A 19330-nucleotide genomic window follows, 5' to 3' on the forward strand; every position below is an offset into this window, starting at 1 on the left:
AGATCACGCCGCGGCAGGTCTCTTGGTCAGCAGCGAGATCACACGCCCGATCTGCTCGCGCAGATCCTTGCGCGCGATGACCAGGTCGATGATGCCATGCTCCAGCAGGTATTCGGCACGCTGGAAGCCCTCGGGCAGTTTCTCGCGGATGGTTTCCTCGATGACGCGGGCGCCGGCAAAGCCGATCTGGGCGCCGGGTTCGGCGATCTGGATGTCACCCAGCATGGCGAAGGAGGCAGAAACGCCGCCGGTGGTGGGGTCGGTCAGCAGGACGATGAACGGAAGCCCCGCTTCCTTGACCTGATCCACCGCAATGACCGAACGCGGCATCTGCATCAAGGAAAGGATACCTTCCTGCATGCGCGCGCCGCCGGAGGCGGGAATAGCGACGAGCCCAGCCTTGCGCGAGACGGCGAGTTCGGCCGCAGCCACCAGGCCTTCACCGACCGCCATGCCCATGGAGCCGCCCATGAAGTCGAAATTGAAGGCGGCGATCACCACGTCGGCGCCGGCCATCGCGCCATAGGCGACGACGATGGCGTCCTGCTCGTCGGCCTTCGCCTGTGCTTCCTTGAGACGGTCGATGTAGCGTTTGCGGTCCTTGAACTTCAGCGGATCGAGAGCGACCTTGGGCAGGTCGATGCGCTCGTATTTGCCCTCGTCGAACATAAGTTCCAGGCGCGCCTTCACATTGATGCGCATGTGGTGGCCACAATGGGTGCAGACACGCTGGTTGGCGTCGAGCTCGCGGTGGAAGATCATCTGGCCGCAGGCGGGGCATTTATCCCACAGATTTTCAGGGACGTCGGTCTTCTGGACCAGCTTGCGGATCTTCGGCCGCACGAAATTGGTGAGCCAGCTCATGCTGTTCTTCTCCGATCAAGCGCGCGCGGCGCGGACGCCGGCGGCCAAGCTCTTCACGAGATCAAGCGCCGCTTGCGCGGCATGCGGTCCGGGACGGCCATCGGCATCCAGTGCCGCGGCGATCTTGTTGACAACAGCAGAACCGACCACGGCCGCATCCGCGACCTTGGCGACGGCCGCGGCGCGTTCCGGCGTCGAGATGCCGAAACCCACGGCGATGGGCAGGTCGGTATGGCGCTTCAGCCGTCCAACCGCCGCCGTGATGTCGACATCGGATGCCGCGCGCGTTCCGGTGATGCCCATGATCGAGACATAATAGACGAAGCCGGACGTGTTGTTGAGCACGGTCGGCAAGCGCTTGTCGTCAGTGGTCGGCGTGGCGAGGCGGATGAAGTTGATGCCCGACTTCATGGCCGGCAGGCACAATTCCTCGTCTTCCTCCGGCGGCAGATCGACCACGATCAGTCCATCAACCCCGGCGGCATTGGCATCCACCAGGAACTTGTCGACGCCGTAGGAATAGATCGGGTTGTAATAGCCCATCAGCACTATCGGCGTCGCCTGATCCTTGGCGCGGAACTCGCGCACCAGGCTCAGCGTTTTCTTCATGTTCTGACCGTTCTTCAGCGCCCGCAGCGACGAAGCCTGGATGGCCGGGCCGTCAGCCATCGGGTCGGTGAAAGGCATGCCAAGCTCGATCACGTCGGCCCCGGCATTGGGCAGAGCAAGGACGATCTCGCGCGAGACCTCATAGGTGGGGTCGCCGGCGGTCACGAAAACGACCAGGCCACCCCGCTTGGCCGCCTTCAACTCGGCGAAGCGGCGTTCGATACGCGTGCTCATAGTTTGGTTCCCAGGCGTTCGGCGACGGCGAAGATGTCCTTGTCGCCGCGACCGCACAAATTCATGACGATGATATGGTCCTTGGGCCGGGTCGGCGCCAGCTTGCGCACATAGGCCAGCGCATGGGCTGGCTCCAGCGCCGGAATGATGCCTTCGACCTTGGCCAGCAATTGGAAGGCGTCGAGCGCTTCCTGGTCGGTGGCCGAGACATATTGCACGCGCTTCATTTCATGGAGCCATGAATGCTCCGGCCCGATGCCGGGATAGTCGAGACCGGCCGAAATGGAATGGGCGTCGATGATCTGGCCGTCATCGTCCTGCAGCAGATAGGTGCGGTTGCCGTGCAGCACGCCAGGGCGGCCACCAGTGAGCGAGGCCGCATGGCGTCCGGTCTCGACCCCGTCGCCGCCCGCCTCGACACCGATGATCTCGACCTCGCGGTCGTCGAGGAAGGGATGGAACAGGCCGATAGCGTTCGATCCGCCGCCGATGCAGGCGACCAGCGTGTTGGGCAGGCGCCCTTCGGCGGCCAGCATCTGCTCCTTGGTTTCGACGCCGATCACCGATTGGAAATCGCGCACCATCGAGGGGTAGGGGTGTGGGCCCGCCGCCGTGCCGATGATGTAGAAGGTGTTCTCGACATTGGCGACCCAGTCGCGCAAGGCCTCGTTCATCGCATCCTTCAGGGTCGCCGTGCCGCTATGGACCGGAATGACCTCGGCACCCAGCAGCTTCATGCGGAACACATTGGGCTGCTGGCGGGCGATGTCGGTGGCGCCCATATAGACCGTGCAGGGCAGGTTGAAGAGCGCGCAGACGGTGGCGGTCGCCACCCCATGCTGGCCGGCGCCTGTTTCGGCGATGATGCGCGTCTTGCCCATGCGCTTGGCCAAAAGGATCTGGCCCATGCAATTGTTGATCTTGTGCGAGCCCGTGTGGTTGAGTTCGTCCCGCTTCATATAGATCTTGGCACCGCCCAACTCGCGTGAGAGGCGCTCGGCGAAATAAAGCGGGCTCGGCCGGCCGATGTAATGGGCGCGGTAATATTCCATTTCCTCGGCGAATTTCGGATCGGCCTTGGCGGCGTTATAGGCGGCCTCCACCTCCAGGATGAGGGGCATCAGCGTTTCCGCGACGAAACGGCCACCGAAAATGCCGAACCGGCCATGTTCGTCGGGCCCGGTGCGATAGGAATTGGGTGGGGTGGCAGCGGCTGTGGTCACGGGATTTGCGCTCCGAAAGGCAGGAAAATCAGATCAAAACCAAGGGATTCGCTCGACGGGCGCAATCAACCATAGCGGACGCCAAAGGTCAAAGCCCTAACGCCGCCAGCCATCCGTTCAGAGGGCCAGGGCAAGCTCCAGGAACTCTTTGATTTTGCTAATATTTTTCTCGCCAGGGCGATCCTCCACCCCGGAGGAAAGGTCAACTGCCTTGGCCCCGGTCTCGCGCACCGCCTCCGCGACGTTCCCGGCATTGAGCCCGCCGGCCAGCAACCAGGGCTTCGAGAAGCTCTGCCCTTTGAGCAGCGACCAGTCGAAGGACAGGGCATTGCCGCCCGGCAGGGCGTCCTTCATGGCTTTGGGCGGCTTGGCATCGAATAGCAGCATGTCGGCTACGGATTCATACGTCCGGGCCGCGGCAATGTCGGCCGCATCGGACACGCTGATTGCCTTCATGACGGGCAGGCCGAAACGGCGTCTGACCTCGGCGGTCCGCGCCACGGTTTCGCTGCCATGGAGTTGCAGCATGTCGAGCTTGGCTTCGGCAAGGATCTCGGCGATCTCGGCATCATCCGCATCGACGACCAATCCGACCTTGACGATATGCGCGGGAACCAATTGACCGAGTGCCGCGGCAAGCGCCGGCGTCACACAGCGCGAACTCCTCGCATAGAAATTGAACCCAAGCATGGCCGCGCCGCCATCGACGGCGGCCTGCACCGCGGCCGGCGTCTTCAGGCCGCAGATTTTCACGTCGACGGGCATCACACGATCTCCGAGACGAAACGCGGATAGGCTAGTACGAACAGATTGAGCTGCACTGCCATATAAGCGAGCGAAATGAAGGAGGAAAGCACGCTGAAGGCGAGCGGCGCTGCTTCCAGCAGGCCAAGGCCCTGAAACAGCGCAACAAGCATCGACTGCGCCGCGAAAGCGGGCAGCGCCGTCAGCATCAGCGCCCCAACCAGGCGGCCACCCTGTCCCGCAGTGCGCCGCCAGGCTGTCTTGAGCGGCATCGGCGCGTCGAGGGCGATGCCGATCCAACTCGGTGACAATCGGGTGAGCAGCGTCAGGTAGCCGATCACCATCACCAGCATGGAAATCAGCAAGGCAAGCTGCGTGAGGCCAAGCAGTGAAAACACCACGCTGACGACCAGCGACGCCCCGAAGGCAGCAATCACCAGCGCCAGCATGACCAAGGCGAAGAGAAAATGGCGCTGGCCGATATTGAGGCCGAGGCCGGGTGCTGCGGCTCGCCCTAGCGTCATCTGCCGTATCCAATTCACGCTGAAAAAGCCGATGACGACGATGAGGCCGAGACCGATCGTCGTCATTTGCAGAATCGCTTCGAACATCAGGTTCGGGTCGGCGTTTGCGCCCATCTGCATTTCGATAAACATACGGTTCTGGACCCCCTCCAGAACGCGGAACAGGAAATAGAGCGGGATGAAGGGCACGACGCCCAGGCGCAACAGGTCATCGCGCTCGGCCCAGCTGCGGCGGTAAGCGGCAATGGCCAGAGCGAGTGGCTGCAGATCGGGCTGACGAGTGGCAATCATGGTGTCGGTCAGTCTGTCCAGATGAAGGTCAACCGGCTTTTTGCCCCAAGGCGGCGCCGATTTCGAGCGCGATGCGGCTGGCGGCGTCGCGCTGATCGGGCGCTTGGGTGATCGGCCGGCCGATCACCAGGTAATCGGCGCCGGCCAGGGCGGCATCGCCGGGTGCGCGCACCCGCTTCTGGTCGCCGCTTTCCGCCCAGGCGGGACGGACACCAGGCACCACCAGCAGAAACTCCTCCCCGAGATCGCGGCGCAGGGTCTCGATTTCATGCGGCGAGCAGACCACGCCATCGAGCCCAGCGCTCCGCGCCAGCTCGGCGAGGCGCTTCACCTGGTCGCTTACCGGCGCCGACTGACCAACCGCGGCCAGGTCCTTGTCGTCGAGCGAGGTCAGCACGGTGACACCAACGATGCGCGGGCGTTTGAGGTTCAGCTTGTCGGCATTCTCGGCGGCCGACTCCCGCGCCGCCTTCATCATGGCGAGGCCGCCGCCGGCATGGACGGTCAGGATAGAAGGCTGCAGCGGAACGATCGCGCGTAAGGCGCCGGCCACGGTGTTCGGAATGTCATGCAGCTTGAGATCGAGGAAGATGGGCATGCCGGTGGCGGAGATGCGCCGATAGCCCAGCTGACCATTGGCCAAATAGAATTCCAGCCCGAGCTTCAGTCCGGCGACGGCTCCGTCCAGTTTGTGCGCCCAATCGACCGCCTCGTTGACTGAAACGGTATCGAGTGCCGCCAGAACCTGTCCTTTGCTGCCCACGCGATTTCTCCTTGCGCCGATCCGATTTAATGGCAGGCTTTTAGCCTATAATAGTTAGAACGTCACCCACCGCCGCCAATTCCCCCTGATTTTCAGTATTTTAGGTTCGACTCAGGCCCCGACTGCGGCCTTTTAACCGCCGCTGCAAGGCGATAAGCTGCATTCTTAAGGGGACGATAACCTATCAGGTAAATTCGGGATGCTCGAATGCAACTGACACAATTCTCGGACTATGCGCTACGCACCCTGATCTATCTTGGCGTTCGCGAGGGCGACCTCGCCACGATCGAAGAAATTGCCGCCTCCTACGGCATTTCGGAAAGTCATCTGACCAAGGTTGTTCACAAGCTCGGCCGCCTCGGCATCATCGACACGGTGCGCGGCCGCGGCGGCGGCATGCGCCTCAACCGGCGCCCGGCCGATATCAACATCGGTGCGACGGTCCGGCAGATGGAAGGCAATCTGACCATCGTCGAGTGCTTCGACATCGAGCACAACACCTGCCCGATTGCCCCCGTCTGTGGCCTCACCAGCGTTCTTGCCGAGGCGCTGGAGGCTTTCATGGCGGTGCTCGATCGCTATACGCTGGCCGACATGATGAAGGAACGCCGCAACCTCGCCGGCCTGCTGTCCATCTCGATCGAAGATGACGCCCGCCGGCGGCCGGCAATCCGTTCGTGATGGCCAAGATGCCAGAACCATCAAGATGCCAGAGCATATCTGAGGAGCCCATGCCGAGCCTTCATCGCAATGACAAGCCAGTGGCGAGATCTCTCTTTTGCGTGCTGCTGGCGATGCTTCTCGCTGCCTGCGCAACGCCCATCCGCACCGTCGACCGGCCGAGCGGTCCGCTGCCCTGGTCGGCGGCGATCGGGCGGCTGGATGCCGAGGACGGCTCCTGCTCGGCAACGCTGATCAAGCCGGACGTCATCCTGACGGCATCACACTGCCTTTATGGGCGGGGCAACGAGGCCAAGATCACGGACTTCACCTTCACCCCGGCCCTCGATGTGGGGCGCGAGCGCTTGAAGCCGGTCAAGGTCACCGCGGTCATTGCCATGGGCTGGCCGATCACGCCTGATTCCAGCGGCAAGCTGCGCGGCGCGCCGAAGGATGATTGGGCGGCCTTGCGCATTTCGCCGGCGGTCGATTTCGTGACGCCACTCAAGATCGAGAAGATCGACGTCGACGGCATTTACAAGCGCATGGGCAAGGGGGCCACCCTGTCGCATGCCGGCTATGGCGTCTATGGCGCCTTTTCCGGCAAGCGCCTGCAGATGCGCGACGATTGCGATCTCATCCGCGATGCCGAGGAAATCCTTGATACCGGCCATGACGTCATCGTCAACAGCTGCGACGTCATTCCCGGCGACAGCGGCGGGCCGATCCTCCTCACCGATCCCAGTGGCGAACATCATGTGATCGGCGTCGTGACGAATTTCTGGGGCGCCCATGGCGGCAAGGATTTCTCCAGCTTCGGTCCCGCATCGGTCTATTTCGCCGACAAGATCAGCGAAGAAACCACCGCCAACTCGGCCCCCTGAGCGATGCGTCCGGGCTTTCCCGCATTGTGTCGCTGGCTGGTTCTTTCAGGCCTGCTGGCTTTGGGACTCGCCGGCTGTGCCGAGCGCGTGTCCGTGCCCCCGCCGCAAATCGCCAAGCCGGTCGAAACGCCCTGGACGGCCGCGATCGGCAAGCTCGAAATAGCCGGCGCCCAGCCCTGTACCGCCATCCTGGTGTCGCCGGCCGTCATCCTCACCGCCTCGCATTGCCTGCACCAGCATGCGGGCGCCACGCCGCCTACGAAGCTGCAGTTCCTGCCCAATTTCGGGGCGAAGCCGGACCTGCCGGCGGTCACGGGTATCAGTCTGCGCGCGCAAGGGGGCGCCATCCAGGAAGGACATCTTGAGCGGCCCGAACAGGTCGCAGCGGATTGGGCCTTGGTCGGCGTCGCCCCGGCCGTCACCGGCGTTGCTCCGATCCCGATTGCGCAACTGAGTGCTGCTGAGATCATGGCGCGGATCAACCGCGGCGACCGGCTGTTCACCGCCGGCTATGGCTATGGCGCGATGAAGGTGCTGAAGCAGCATGCCAAATGCGGCATCGTCAACCCAAAGGATATGACGCCGATCTACGAAACTGGCATGCTGATCACGACCTGCATCATTCGCATCGGCGACAGCGGTGGGCCGATGATCCTGCTGGACGGCGCCGGCAAACCGCAATTGGTCGGCGTCTTCACCGGCTTCGGCATGCGCAAGACGCTGGGACTTTCCTACGCGGTGAATTCCAGCCGTGTGGCGCCCTATCTCGGCGCCGGTTTGGTCAGCTTCCTGGAACTGCCGCCTCCGACAGGTGAAGGCTCCTTTCCTTAATCGGAACAGCGCCCTAAGCCTAGATTGACAGTCTCGGTCAACCTGTATACAGCTTGGATCAGCTAGCTGCCAGGGAGACTATCGGTGCCGCGCAATCCTCGCTACGACATCCTCTTCGAGCCGGTGAAGATCGGGCCGGTGACGGCACGCAACCGCTTCTACCAGGTGCCGCATTGCACCGGCATGGGTTACGACCTGCCGCATTCCGTCTCGCGCCTGCGCGAACTGAAATCGGAAGGCCTTTGGGGTGTGGTCAACACTGAATATTGCTCGATGCACTGGTCGTCGGAAGACGCTCCCTATCGCCTCTGCGCGCTTTGGGACGAGAATGACGTCAAGACCCAGTCGCTGACCGTCGAGAAAATCAAGCGCCATGGGGCGCTCGCCGGCGTCGAACTGTGGCATGGCGGCAATCACAGCCCCAATCGCTGGAGCCGCGAGACGCCGCTCTCGCCCTCGGGTTCCACCCAGCACGCGGTCTTCCCGATGCAGACCCGCGCGATGGACAAGGAAGACATCCGCAACCTGCGGAAATGGCAGGTCCAGGCCGCCAAGCGCGCGCAGCGTGCTGGTTTCGATATCGTCTATGTCTATGCCGGCCACGGCTATCTGCCGTTCCAGTTCATCACAAAGCGCTGGAACCAGCGCAGCGACGAATATGGCGGACCGATCGAGAACCGCGCCCGCCTGCTGCGCGAGATGATCGAGGAGACCAAGGATGCGGTCGGCGATACCTGTGCCGTCGCTGTCCGCCTCGCCGTCGACGAACTGATGGGCCCTGAAGGCGTACAGGCGGCGGAGGAGGGCGAGGCCGTCATCCGGCTGCTGGCCGAGCTTCCCGATCTCTGGGACGTCAACGTCTCCTATGTTGACAATGATTCCCTGTCATCGCGCTTCGGCCCCGAGGCGCATCAGGAAAAATTCACCGGCTTCGTCAAGAAGCTTACCACCAAGCCGGTGGTGGGGGTCGGTCGCTTCACCTCGCCCGATACGATGGTCGATCAGGTGAAGCGCGGCATTCTCGATTTCATCGGTGCGGCCAGGCCCTCAATCGCCGATCCCTTCATCCCGCTGAAGATCAACGAAGGGCGCGAGGAAGACATTCGCGAATGCATCGGCTGCAACATCTGCCGCGCCCAGAACAACACCGGCGTCCCCATCCGCTGCACGCAGAATCCGACCATGGGCGAGGAATATCGCCGTGGCTGGCATCCGGAGATCATGAACCCGAAACGGGGCCATGCCGAGGATCCCGTGCTGATCGTCGGCGCGGGGCCCGCCGGTCTCGAATGTGCCATGAGCCTTGCCAAGCGCGGTTATGACGTGGCGCTCGCAGATGCATCGCGCGAGCTTGGCGGGCGTCTCAATCACGAGCCAAAGCTGCCGACGCTGTCCAACTGGGTGCGCGTGCGCGACTACCGCCTGGGCCAGATCGCCAAGCTCTCCAATATCGAGATCTTCCGCGAAAGCCGCATGGACAAGGCAGCACTGCTCGAGGCCGGCTACAAGCATATCATCCTGGCGACCGGCGCCACCTGGCGGCGCGATGGGGTGGGGCACAATAACTGGACCGCTGTTCCCGGCATGGACAGCGCCAATGTGCTGACACCCGACGACATCATGGCCGGCAAAGAGGTCTCGGGCGACGTCATCGTTTATGACGACGATCAATATTACATGGCCGCCGTCATCGCCGAAAAACTGCGTCTTGCCGGGTGCAATGTCACCTATGTGACGCCCGGCCTCGATGTGGCGAGCTGGTCGCTCTATACCGACGAGCAGTTCAAGGTGCAGGTCAAGCTGATCAAGCTCGGCATCAAGCTCGTCCTCACCCATCGCCTCAGCGACTGGAAGGGCGATCATGCCGTCTTCGCCTGCAATTACAGCGGCGCTGAGAAGCGGATCGAAGCAGCGACGCTGGTCAGCGTCACATCGCGCCAGTCGAATGACGCGCTCTTCCTCGACCTCAAGGTGGATGAGCCGGCGCGGGCGCAAGCCGGCATCCTCACCTTGAAGAATATCGGTGATGCCGATGTGCCGGGCGCCATCGTGCATGCTGTCTATGCTGGCCACAAGGCGGCGCGCGAGTTCGGCGAGGTGATCGATCCAGATCAGTTCCCGTTCAAGCGCGAACTCGTTTTCGTGAAATAGGGGGAATGCCATGACGCGGGAAACGGCGAGGCGCCGCGAGCGCCGGGTGGTCGGCGGCGGCCCGCGGCAGATGCCCTTTGCCAATGTGACCAATCGCTATCCACCGATCGCCCTCCTGAGTTCTGACGAACTGGAATCGATCCATCATGCCTCCCTGCGGCTTCTCTCGGAGATCGGGATGGAGGTCATGCATGATGAAAGCCGCGCGCTCCTGAAGGCCGCGGGCGCCACGGTGGACGAGAGCAACCAGCGCGTTCGCTTCGATCCGGCTATGGTCGAGGAAAAGATCAGGACCGTGCCGTCGCGTTTTACATTGCAGGCGCGCGATCCGGCCAAGAACCTGACGGTCGGCGATGGCAGCATGATCTTTGCCGCGACCGGCGGTCCCGCCTTTGCGCATGATATCGATCGGGGCCGGCGCGCCGGCAACTACCAGGACATGTGCGACTACATCAAGGTCGTGCAGAGCCTCAATGTCATCCACCAGGAGGGCGGCTGCCCCTGCGAGCCGACCGATCTGCCGGCGGATTCGCGCCATCTCGATTTCTATCTTGCCGCCATCCGCTATACGGACAAGAACTGGCAATGCTGGGCGCTGGGCGGGTACCGGGTCGAGGATGCGATCGACATGCTGGCGATCGCCCTCGGACAGACGCGGGACCAGTTGCGCGCCAATCCGGCCACCCTCACCATCGTCAACTCCAACTCGCCCTTGCGCCTCGATATCCCGATGGGCGAGGGGCTTTGCGCCATGGCACGGGCCGGCCAGCCGGTGGCGATGACGCCCTTCACGCTGTCGGGTGCCATGAGCCCCGTCACCATCGCCGGGGCACTTGCCCAGCAGAATGCCGAAGCGTTGGCGCTGATTGCCCTGTCGCAGATCGTGGCGCCGGGCGCCCCCGTCATGTATGGCGGCTTCACCTCCAATGTCGACATGCGCACGGGCGCCCCTGCCTTCGGCACACCGGAATACGCCAAGGCGCAGCTGGCATCGGGCCAGCTGGCGCGCCGCTACAACATCCCATTCCGCTCCTCAAATGTCACGGCATCGAACTGCGTCGACGTGCAGGCGGCCTATGAAAGCGGCATGTCGCTGTGGAGCACGATCATGGGCGGGGTCAACCTCATCGAGCACGCCGCCGGCTGGCTGGAAGGGGGGCTCACTGCCTCGTTCGAAAAACTGATCCTCGATGCCGAGATGCTGCAGCTGATGCGCTCCTTCCTCGACCCCCTGAAGATCGATGAAGATAATCTCGCTTTCAGCGCGATGGAGGAGGTGGGCCCGGGCGGCCACTTCTTCGGTGCCCAACACACGCTGGCCCGGTTCGATCGCGCCTTCTACGAACCGATGCTGTCCGACTGGCGCAATTTCGAGACCTGGTCGGAGGCCGGCGCCAAAACCGGCACCGAGCGCGCCAACGCGATCTGGAAGGACCTGCTGCGGACCTATGAGGAACCGCCGCTCGACCCCGCCATCCGCGAGGAACTGGAAGCCTTCGTCGCCCGGCGCAAGGAAGAGATTCACCGCAAGAGCGCTTGACGGCGCTTAGGTCGTCCGTACCTTGCCGAGGAAGGTCTGCACCTCCTGCCGCAACTGACCGGCCAGGGTCGATAGCTCGCTGGCCGAATTGAGCAGCTGCCCGGCGGCTTCGCCCACCATGCCCGAAGCCTGTGTCACGGCGGCGACATTGGTCGAGACCTCATTGGTGCCGTCGGCGGCCTGTTGTACGGCGCCCGCGATTTCCTGCGTGGCCGCACCCTGCTGCTCCACCGCCGCAGCGATGGCGCTGGCGATCTCGTTGATCGTCTGGATGATGCCGCTGATGCCGTCCATGGCCTTCACGGCGTCGCTCGACACGTTCTGAATGGCGGAGATCTGGTTGCTGATTTCGCCAGTGGCCCCTTCGGTCTGGTTGGCCAATGCTTTCACCTCTGACGCCACCACGGTGAAGCCTTTGCCGGATTCGCCGGCGCGCGCCGCCTCGATCGTGGCGTTGAGCGCCAGGAGGTTGGTTTGCGAGGCGATGCTCTGGATGAGGCTCACCACCTCGCCAATGCGCTGTGCCGCTTGGGCAAGGCTTTTGACCGTCGCATTGGTGCGGTCGACACCGCTCACGGCATCGCCGGCGATCTTGGTGGAATGCGAAACCTGCCGTCCGATCTCGGTGATCGACGCCGCCAGCTCTTCCGCCGCCGCGGCGACGCTCTGCACGCTGCTGGTCGTCTCGGCGGCGGCGGCCGAAACGGCTACCGCGCGCGTGTTGGTTTCCGCGGCCGTGGCCGACAGGCCGCGCGCGGCGTTCTGCATTTCGCTCGCCGCATGAGCGACCGACCCGACGATGCTGCCGACGCTGGTCTCGAACAGATCGGCCATGCTGTGGAGCGCCGCGCGCTGTTCCTCGGCGGCACGCGCCTTGGCGCGCTCCTGTTCGGCGGCCAGCCGTTCCATCTCGATGGCGTTGTTCTTGAAGACGGTGACCGCGGCCGACATGGCGCCGATCTCGTCGCGCCGACCTTCACCCGGTACAACGATGGACTTATCGCCATCCGCCAGCCGCTTCATGGCATCGGTCATGCCGACCACCGGCTTCGAGACCAGTTGCCGGATGAGCAGGCCGAGCAGCACCAGGATCACGACGACGGCGAGCACCGTCGTGTAGATCGCGGTCCGGCGGAAGGCGGAAAGGCTCGCATAGGCCTTGTCCTTGTCGATGGCGAGGCCGACATACCATTTCACGGTCGGCAAGCCGGGGATCGGCGTGAAAGCGAACAGCCGCTCGCCTTCCGCCAGGGTGACTTCGCTGATCCCTTCGCCGATGCTGGGCGGATTGCCCGGAAAGACCTCCGCCAGCGGTTTCAAGGTGAAATCCTTGTTGGGGTGCGCGATGACGACGCCCTCGCCATTGACCAGGAAGGCATAGCCGATATCGCCCAGTTTCAGCGTGTTGACGATCTCGGCCAGTGTCGTGATGTCGAGATCGCCGCCGACCACGCCCAATTCCTTGCCGCCGGCGACGACGGGCGTCGCCACGGTAACGATCAGTTTGCCGGTCGACGCATCCTGATAGGGTTCGGTAAGCGTGCTGGCCTTCGTGGCGATGGCATCGGTGTACCAGGGGCGCTTGCGCGGGTCGTAGTCGGGGGGCAATTCATCCGGCGGCGACATGGTCATGACACCCTCGGCGCTGCCGAAATAGGTGAACATGAAACTGTCGTTGAGAGTCTTCTGGGCCACCGTCCGGTCGACATTGGCTTGCGATGCATCGCCGGCGACCGTTTGTGCCGTCGCCTCGACGAGGAGCAGGCGGCCGCCCAGCCAGTTTGAAATGCTGTTGGCGGTCAATTGCCCGACTTCACCGAGCCGGCTTTCCAATGTCTGGCGGATGCTGGCGCTCTGCTGGATATCGATGAAATAGGTGAAGGCCGCGAAGGCCGCAACGATGACCGCCGTGGCCGCCAGCAGGATCTTGTGAATGAATTTGAAGCTGAAGCCCGCCTTACGGGCTGAGGCGTCCATTGTCATCGTTATTCCCCCCTCGAACCGTTGCGGTATCAATCGGCGGCGACGTCAGATGCGCTTCATTGCTGTCAGGATAGCGGAGATTTGATTAAAACACCCCTAGTGGTTTGCTGGTTTTCACTCCTATTCGAGGACACTTCGTCCTAGCATTGCCGCTATGATCCGAACCCCAAGACGATCTCGTAGAGAACCTGATGGCGAAGGATACCGAAGCAAATACCCTTTCCGGTCGCGTGAAGCGCTATGCCAAGGTCGGGCGCGCCATGGGCGGTCTTGCCGCGCGCGTGGCCGGCCAGCGCTATCTGGGGATCAAGGTCGACAAGGGCGAGCATGCCTCCGATTTGAAGGCAGCGCTCGGTGGCTTGAAGGGGCCGCTGATGAAGGTGGCGCAGATAATGTCCACCATCCCTGACGCGCTCCCTAAGGAATATGTCGAGGAGTTGCGCCAGCTGCAGGCAAATGCCCCGGCCATGGGCTGGCCCTTCGTGAAACGCCGCATGGCCGCCGAACTCGGTCCCGACTGGCAGAAGCGCTTCAAGGAATTCGGTCATGAGGCGGCCGCGGCGGCCTCGCTCGGCCAGGTGCACCGTGCCGTCTCGCTGGAGGGTGCGCAGCTTGCCTGCAAGCTGCAATACCCGGACATGCAATCGGCGGTCGAAGCGGACCTATCGCAGCTTAAACTGATCTTCCGCCTCTATGAGCGCTATGACCGCGCCATCGCCACCGAGCATATCCACAGCGAGATCGCCGACCGCCTGCGCGAGGAACTGGACTACGCGCGCGAGGCCAAGGCGATGGCGCTCTACCGCCTGATGCTGGCGAAGGAGAAGGAGGTCCATCTCCCGCAACCCGTCGCCGACCTCACGACCAAACGCCTCCTCACCATGACCTGGATCGAGGGCGAGCCGCTGATGAGCTTTCTGGAGAAGAAGCCCTCGGTGACCTTGCGCAACCAGGTCGCCTACAACATGTTCCGCGCCTGGTATGTGCCGTTCTACGAATACGGCGTCATCCATGGCGATCCGCATCTCGGGAACTACACCGTGCGGCCGAAGGGCGCCAAGGACCAGGGCGCCGTCAACCTGATGGATTTCGGCTGCATCCGCATCTTCGAGGCGAAGTTCGTGAAAGGCGTCATCGATCTCTATTGGGCTCTCGAACGCGGTGACCGGGACATGGCGGTGCATGCCTACGAAAGCTGGGGCTTCAAGGGCCTCAACAAGGACGTGATCGATGTCCTCAACCGCTGGGCCAAATTCGTCTACGGCCCCCTGCTCGAAGACCGCACGCGCAAGATCCAGGAAGCGGAGAGCGGAATTTATGGCCGCGAGGTAGCCGAGAACGTCCATGCCGATCTCCGCCGCTTGGGTCCCGTGACGCCGCCAAAGGAGTTCGTCTTCATGGACCGCGCCGCCATCGGCCTGGGCTCGGTCTTCCTGCATCTGAAGGCCGAGATCAACTGGTACCAACTCTTCCACGACCTCATCCGCGACTTCGACGTGAAGGCGCTCGCCATGCGGCAGAAGGCCGCGCTGAAGCAGGTTGGACTGTAAGTCCCGCGACAGCCTAATCCCGCTTGCGCATAGGATTTTCCCCCGGCAATCTTGGCCCCGCTTGGGGGTTGGGTGAGGCGCAATCCTGTCTGCGCTCGATTCCCGTCGATAATCACAACCGGTTCAACGGTTTAGAGCCGTAAGGCCAGATTGGGGAGCGCATGAAGATCGGCATTCTGAAAGAGCGCCGCGCGGCTGAGAAGCGCTGCGCCGCCACGCCGGAGACGGTGAAGAAATATATCGCCCTTGGTGCCGAGGTCGTGGTGGAGGCGGGGGCCGGCATCGCGGCGTCCATCCTCGACGCGGCTTTCGAGGCGGCCGGGGCCAAGATCGCACCCGATGCGGCCGCGACCGTGGCCGGTGCCGATATCGTGCTCAAGGTGCAGCGGCCGATGCATGCGGCCGAAGGCAATGACGAGTTGGGGAAACTTGCCAAGGGCACCACGCTCATTGCCATCCTCAATCCCTACGGCGCCAAGGAATCCCTCGCCGCCTATGCCGGCGCCGGCATCGACGCCATGGCCATGGAACTGGTCCCGCGCATCACGCGCGCGCAGTCGATGGACGTGCTCTCCTCCCAGGCCAATCTCGCCGGCTACAAGGCGGTGATCGATGCGGCCGCCGAATACAACCGGGCCTTCCCGATGATGATGACGGCGGCTGGCACGGTTGCCCCGGCCCGTGTGCTGGTGATGGGCGCCGGTGTCGCGGGGCTCCAAGCCATCGCCACCGCCCGTCGCCTCGGCGCCATCGTCTCCGCGACCGATGTGCGGCCGGCCTCGAAGGAACAGGTGGCCTCGCTCGGCGCCACCTTTGTTGCCGTCGAGGATGAGGAGTTCAAACAGGCCGAAACGGCGGCGGGCTACGCCAAGCCCATGTCGGAAGCCTATCAGGCCAAGCAGGCGGCCCTCATCGCCGAGACGATCAAGAAGCAGGACATCGTCATCACCACGGCGCTCATTCCCGGCCGCAAGGCGCCGGTGCTGGTGACCGAGGAGATGGTAAAATCGATGAAGCCGGGCTCGGTCATCGTCGATCTCGCTGTGGAGCAGGGCGGCAATTGCCCGCTCACCGAATTGGGGCAGGTGGTCGAGAAGTTCGGCGTCAAGCTGGTCGGGCATGCCAATGTGCCGAGCCGCCTCGCTGCCGACGCAACGGCGCTCTATGCCAAGAACCTGCTCAATTTCGTGACGCTGCTGATCGACAAAGAGAGCAAGCAGCTCAAAGTGAATTGGGAAGATGAGATCGTCAAAGGCGTTGCCCTCACCAAGGGCGGCCAGGTGATCCATCCCAACTTTCAGGCTTAAGGGGATCCGCCATGGATGAGACAACAATGGCCGATGTCGCTGCGACCATAGCGCCGGCGGACCACGTACCTTTCGTGCAGCTCTTCACCGTCTTCGTACTTGCCTGCTTCGTCGGCTATTACGTGGTGTGGCGGGTGACGCCAGCCTTGCATTCACCCTTGATGGCCGTCACCAACGCCATCTCCTCGGTGATCATCGTGGGGGCGCTGATCGCCTCGGGGGCGGCCGCCTTCGGCATCAGCCAGGGCATGGGGCTGGTGGCCGTCGCGTTGGCAGCCGTCAACATCTTCGGCGGGTTCCTGGTGACCTACCGCATGCTGTCGATGTTCAAGAAAAAAGACACCAAGGGGGGCAAATAACGTGAGCCAGAATCTCGCCGCCTTCCTTTATCTCATCGCCTCGGTCTGCTTCATCATGTCCCTGCGCGGGCTCTCCAGTCCCGCCACCTCGCAAGGCGGTTTGCGCTTTGGCGTCGTCGGCATGGTGATCGCCATCGGCACGACCCTGGCCCTGCCCAGTGTCGCGGCCAGCTCTTATGTCGGCATCATCATCGCCCTCGTGATCGGTGGCGCCGTCGGCGCCGTCATCGCCCAGCGCATCCAGATGACGGCGCTGCCGCAGCTGGTGGCGGCCTTCCACAGCCTCGTCGGTCTTGCCGCTGTCGCCGTGGCCGGTGCTGCCTTCTATGCCCCGGCGGAATTCCATATCGGCATGCCTGGCGACATCCATCCGGGCAGCCTCATTGAAATGGGTCTCGGTGTCGCCATCGGTGCCATCACCTTCACCGGCTCGATCGTGGCCTTCGCCAAATTGCAGGGCCTCGTCTCAGGCGCGCCTTTGGTCTTCAAGGGGCAGCATTTGCTCAATGCGGCCTTGGGGATCGCCATCGTCGCACTGATCGTGGCGCTGATCCTCGGCCAGTCGCAGCCCTTGTTCTGGGCGCTGGTTGTCGTGTCGCTGGTGCTGGGCTTTCTGGTCATTCTGCCCATCGGCGGCGCCGACATGCCGGTCGTCGTCTCGATGCTGAACAGCTATTCCGGTTGGGCAGCCTGCGGCATCGGCTTCACTCTTTCCAACCCGCTGCTCATCGTCACGGGCGCGCTGGTGGGTTCGTCGGGTGCCATCCTCAGCTACATCATGTGCAAGGGCATGAACCGCTCGATCTTCAACGTCATCCTCGGCGGCTTCGGTACCGATTCCGGTAGTGCCGCAGCGGCGGGCGGGGCGAAGGCGGCGGACCGGCCGGTGAAGGCCGGCAGCGCCGATGACGCGGCCTTCATCATGAAGAACGCGGCCAGCGTCATCATCGTGCCGGGCTACGGCATGGCGGTGGCGCAGGCGCAGCATGCCCTGCGTGAGATGGCCGATCTCCTCAAGAAGGAAGGCGTCAAGGTTTCCTACGCCATCCATCCGGTGGCGGGCCGCATGCCGGGGCATATGAACGTGCTGCTCGCCGAGGCCAACGTCCCCTATGACGAGGTGTTTGAGCTCGAGGACATCAACCGCGACTTCGCCCAGGCCGACGTCGCCTTCGTCATCGGCGCCAACGACGTCACCAACCCGGCGGCGAAGACCGACCCCAAAAGCCCGATCTTCGGCATGCCGATCCTCGATGTCGAGCAAGCGAAGACCGTGCTCTTCATCAAGCGCTCCATGGCCTCGGGCTATGCCGGTGTCGACAACGAGCTCTTCTTCCGCTCGAACACCATGATGCTGTTCGGCGATGCCAAGAAGATGTGCGAGGATGTGGTGAAGGCCTTCGGGCACTAATCGCCGCTTTGCGCAAGCTTGAGATTGCCATCAGCGGCTGCGGACCGGCAGGTCTCGCAGCCGCTTGTTTTTTGGCTGATGCCGGCCACGGGCCCATCATTTATGAACGCGTCCCGGAATCGCGGCCGGTTGGTGCGGGACTGATGTTGCAGCCAGCGGGTTTGCTGGCGCTTGAGCGCATCAATTGCCGCGCCGACGTCGAAGCCCTGGGCAGCCGCATCGCCCGCTTCCGCGGCTGGACCGCGCCAGATTGGCGGCAATTGGTCGAGGTCGAATACGGCGCGCTGCCCGGCGGGCTCTATGGCCTCGGCACGGGCTTGTTCACGGCGGCAAGTCCTGACAAATTGGTGCGATGGAAATCGTAAAACCCGAACGCCTGCACATCGATGATTCCGTTGCCATCGTCTCGCCTTCCTGGGGCGGGCCGAGTGTATTTCCGCATATCTACGAGTTGGGCATCGGGCTGCTGCAGCGCTGGGGCTTGCAAGTGGTGGAATATCCGACGGCGCGCATGGCGGCGGCGGAGCTTGCCGCGAAACCGCAGCTGCGTGCGGCCGACATCAACCGCGCCTTCGCCGATCCCAGCATCAAGGCGATCATCGCTGCGATCGGCGGCGATGACAGCCATCGCATTCTCCCCTATCTCGATGCCGGCATCATCGCTGCGAACCCGAAGATCCTGATGGGCTATTCCGATACCAGCACGCTGCACACCTTCTGCCAGCGCCTGGGTCTCGTCACCCTGCACGGCCCTTCCGTGATGGCGGGCTTTGCGCAGATGGCGGCGATGCCCGATTACGCGGCCCATGTGAAGGAGATGCTGTTTCGCCCGGTGGCGCACTATCGCTACCAGCCTTATGCCGCCTACAGCGACGGCTATCCCGATTGGCGGCAGGAGGCGAAGGCCGGCCAGGTCAACGAACCGCGCGCGCATGAAGGCTGGCGCCTGCTGCAGGGCGAGGGGGTTGTCGAAGGCCGTCTCTTCGGCGGTTGCCTCGATGTCTTCGAGGGACTGCAGACGAGCGCGTTCTGGCCGCAGGATGATTTCTGGAACGACCGCCTCCTGTTCCTGGAAACCTCCGAGGAGGCGCCGGGGCCGGAGCTGGTGGCAGAGATGCTGCGCGGTTGGGGCCGGCAAGGCATCTGGCAGCGCATCGCCGGCCTGATGGTCGGGCGCGCCGCCCGCTATGATGATGCCGCCAAGCTGGCGCTCGACCGCGTCCTTGTCGACGTTATTGGCGGGGAATTCGGCCGCCGCGATATGCCCATCATGTCGAGCATGGATGTCGGCCACACCGATCCGCAATTCGTGCTGCCGCTGGGCGTGCGCGCCCGATTGGACTGCGCCGCCAAATCTCTCGAACTAACGGAAAGCTGGCTCGCTTAAGCGCAGCGCGGCTGG

The 19330-nt window shown here is 63.4% G+C and carries 18 protein-coding genes; 11 read left to right on the forward strand and 7 right to left on the reverse strand.

Annotated elements, in window-relative coordinates; genetic code table 11:
* Positions 1 to 3 precede the first annotated feature (3 nt).
* From accD to pyrF, 6 genes are all read right to left on the reverse strand, one after another.
* Positions 4 to 864 (reverse strand): acetyl-CoA carboxylase, carboxyltransferase subunit beta, encoded by an 861-nt coding sequence (accD, locus tag ACE3OA_RS03300; protein ID WP_374307837.1) that lies wholly within the window; start codon positions 862 to 864, stop codon positions 4 to 6.
* A gap of 15 nt (positions 865 to 879) precedes the next feature.
* Positions 880 to 1707 (reverse strand): tryptophan synthase subunit alpha, encoded by an 828-nt coding sequence (gene trpA, locus ACE3OA_RS03305; RefSeq protein WP_374307839.1) that lies wholly within the window; start codon positions 1705 to 1707, stop codon positions 880 to 882.
* A complete protein-coding gene (trpB, locus tag ACE3OA_RS03310; RefSeq protein WP_374307841.1) occupies positions 1704 to 2930 on the reverse strand; it encodes a tryptophan synthase subunit beta in 1227 nt (408 codons plus the stop codon). Before trpB ends, trpA begins: the two co-directional genes overlap by 4 nt.
* A 117-nt stretch (positions 2931 to 3047) precedes the next feature.
* Positions 3048 to 3695, reverse strand: a complete 648-nt coding sequence (locus ACE3OA_RS03315; protein ID WP_374307843.1) for a phosphoribosylanthranilate isomerase — start codon at positions 3693 to 3695, stop codon at positions 3048 to 3050.
* The gene (locus tag ACE3OA_RS03320; RefSeq protein ID WP_374307845.1) at positions 3695 to 4489 is read right to left on the reverse strand and encodes a hypothetical protein; all 795 of its coding nucleotides are present in this window, start codon (positions 4487 to 4489) and stop codon (positions 3695 to 3697) included. Before ACE3OA_RS03320 ends, ACE3OA_RS03315 begins: the two co-directional genes overlap by 1 nt.
* Positions 4490 to 4517: 28 nt before the next feature.
* Positions 4518 to 5252 (reverse strand): orotidine-5'-phosphate decarboxylase, encoded by a 735-nt coding sequence (pyrF, locus tag ACE3OA_RS03325; RefSeq protein WP_374307847.1) that lies wholly within the window; start codon positions 5250 to 5252, stop codon positions 4518 to 4520.
* A 207-nt stretch (positions 5253 to 5459) separates the two neighbouring features.
* Here pyrF and ACE3OA_RS03330 point away from each other — a divergent pair, with 207 nt between their 5' ends.
* The 5 genes from ACE3OA_RS03330 to ACE3OA_RS03350 all read left to right on the forward strand — a co-directional run bounded on the left by ACE3OA_RS03330 (position 5460) and on the right by ACE3OA_RS03350 (position 11318).
* Positions 5460 to 5933, forward strand: coding sequence for an Rrf2 family transcriptional regulator (locus ACE3OA_RS03330; RefSeq protein ID WP_374307849.1), 474 nt, complete (start codon positions 5460 to 5462; stop codon positions 5931 to 5933).
* Positions 5934 to 5983: 50 nt separating this feature from the next.
* Positions 5984 to 6796, forward strand: coding sequence for a serine protease (locus tag ACE3OA_RS03335; protein ID WP_374307851.1), 813 nt, complete (start codon positions 5984 to 5986; stop codon positions 6794 to 6796).
* A 3-nt stretch (positions 6797 to 6799) separates the two neighbouring features.
* Positions 6800 to 7627, forward strand: a complete 828-nt coding sequence (locus tag ACE3OA_RS03340; protein ID WP_374307853.1) for a serine protease — start codon at positions 6800 to 6802, stop codon at positions 7625 to 7627.
* Between the two features lie 84 nt (positions 7628 to 7711).
* The gene (locus ACE3OA_RS03345) at positions 7712 to 9778 is read left to right on the forward strand and encodes an FAD-dependent oxidoreductase (RefSeq protein WP_374307855.1); all 2067 of its coding nucleotides are present in this window, start codon (positions 7712 to 7714) and stop codon (positions 9776 to 9778) included.
* 10 nt (positions 9779 to 9788) lie between these two features.
* A complete protein-coding gene (locus tag ACE3OA_RS03350) occupies positions 9789 to 11318 on the forward strand; it encodes a trimethylamine methyltransferase family protein (protein WP_374307858.1) in 1530 nt (509 codons plus the stop codon).
* Positions 11319 to 11324: 6 nt separating this feature from the next.
* Here the strand turns inward: ACE3OA_RS03350 and ACE3OA_RS03355 are convergent, their stop codons facing one another.
* Positions 11325 to 13301, reverse strand: coding sequence for a methyl-accepting chemotaxis protein (locus ACE3OA_RS03355; RefSeq protein ID WP_374307860.1), 1977 nt, complete (start codon positions 13299 to 13301; stop codon positions 11325 to 11327).
* Positions 13302 to 13492: 191 nt separating this feature from the next.
* Between ACE3OA_RS03355 and ACE3OA_RS03360 the strand changes: the two genes are divergently transcribed.
* The 6 genes from ACE3OA_RS03360 (at position 13493) to ACE3OA_RS03385 (ending at position 19315) form a co-directional block, all read left to right on the forward strand.
* A complete protein-coding gene (locus ACE3OA_RS03360; RefSeq protein ID WP_374307863.1) occupies positions 13493 to 14851 on the forward strand; it encodes an ABC1 kinase family protein in 1359 nt (452 codons plus the stop codon).
* 161 nt (positions 14852 to 15012) lie between these two features.
* Positions 15013 to 16158, forward strand: a complete 1146-nt coding sequence (locus ACE3OA_RS03365) for a Re/Si-specific NAD(P)(+) transhydrogenase subunit alpha (RefSeq protein ID WP_374307865.1) — start codon at positions 15013 to 15015, stop codon at positions 16156 to 16158.
* Between the two features lie 11 nt (positions 16159 to 16169).
* Positions 16170 to 16517: an NAD(P) transhydrogenase subunit alpha gene (locus tag ACE3OA_RS03370; RefSeq protein ID WP_374307867.1), complete on the forward strand. Its 348-nt coding sequence runs from the start codon at positions 16170 to 16172 to the stop codon at positions 16515 to 16517.
* Positions 16518 to 16572: 55 nt separating this feature from the next.
* Positions 16573 to 17928 (forward strand): NAD(P)(+) transhydrogenase (Re/Si-specific) subunit beta, encoded by a 1356-nt coding sequence (locus ACE3OA_RS03375; RefSeq protein WP_374309206.1) that lies wholly within the window; start codon positions 16573 to 16575, stop codon positions 17926 to 17928.
* Positions 17929 to 18071: 143 nt separating this feature from the next.
* Complete coding sequence (locus tag ACE3OA_RS03380; RefSeq protein WP_374307869.1) at positions 18072 to 18293, forward strand: hypothetical protein; 222 nt, start codon at positions 18072 to 18074, stop codon at positions 18291 to 18293.
* Entirely contained in the window at positions 18281 to 19315 is a 1035-nt protein-coding gene (locus ACE3OA_RS03385) for a S66 peptidase family protein (RefSeq protein ID WP_374307872.1), read from the forward strand. Before ACE3OA_RS03380 ends, ACE3OA_RS03385 begins: the two co-directional genes overlap by 13 nt.
* Positions 19316 to 19330 lie beyond the last annotated feature (15 nt).

This window comes from Dongia sp., assembly GCF_041906375.1.
GTDB lineage: Bacteria > Pseudomonadota > Alphaproteobacteria > Dongiales > Dongiaceae > Dongia.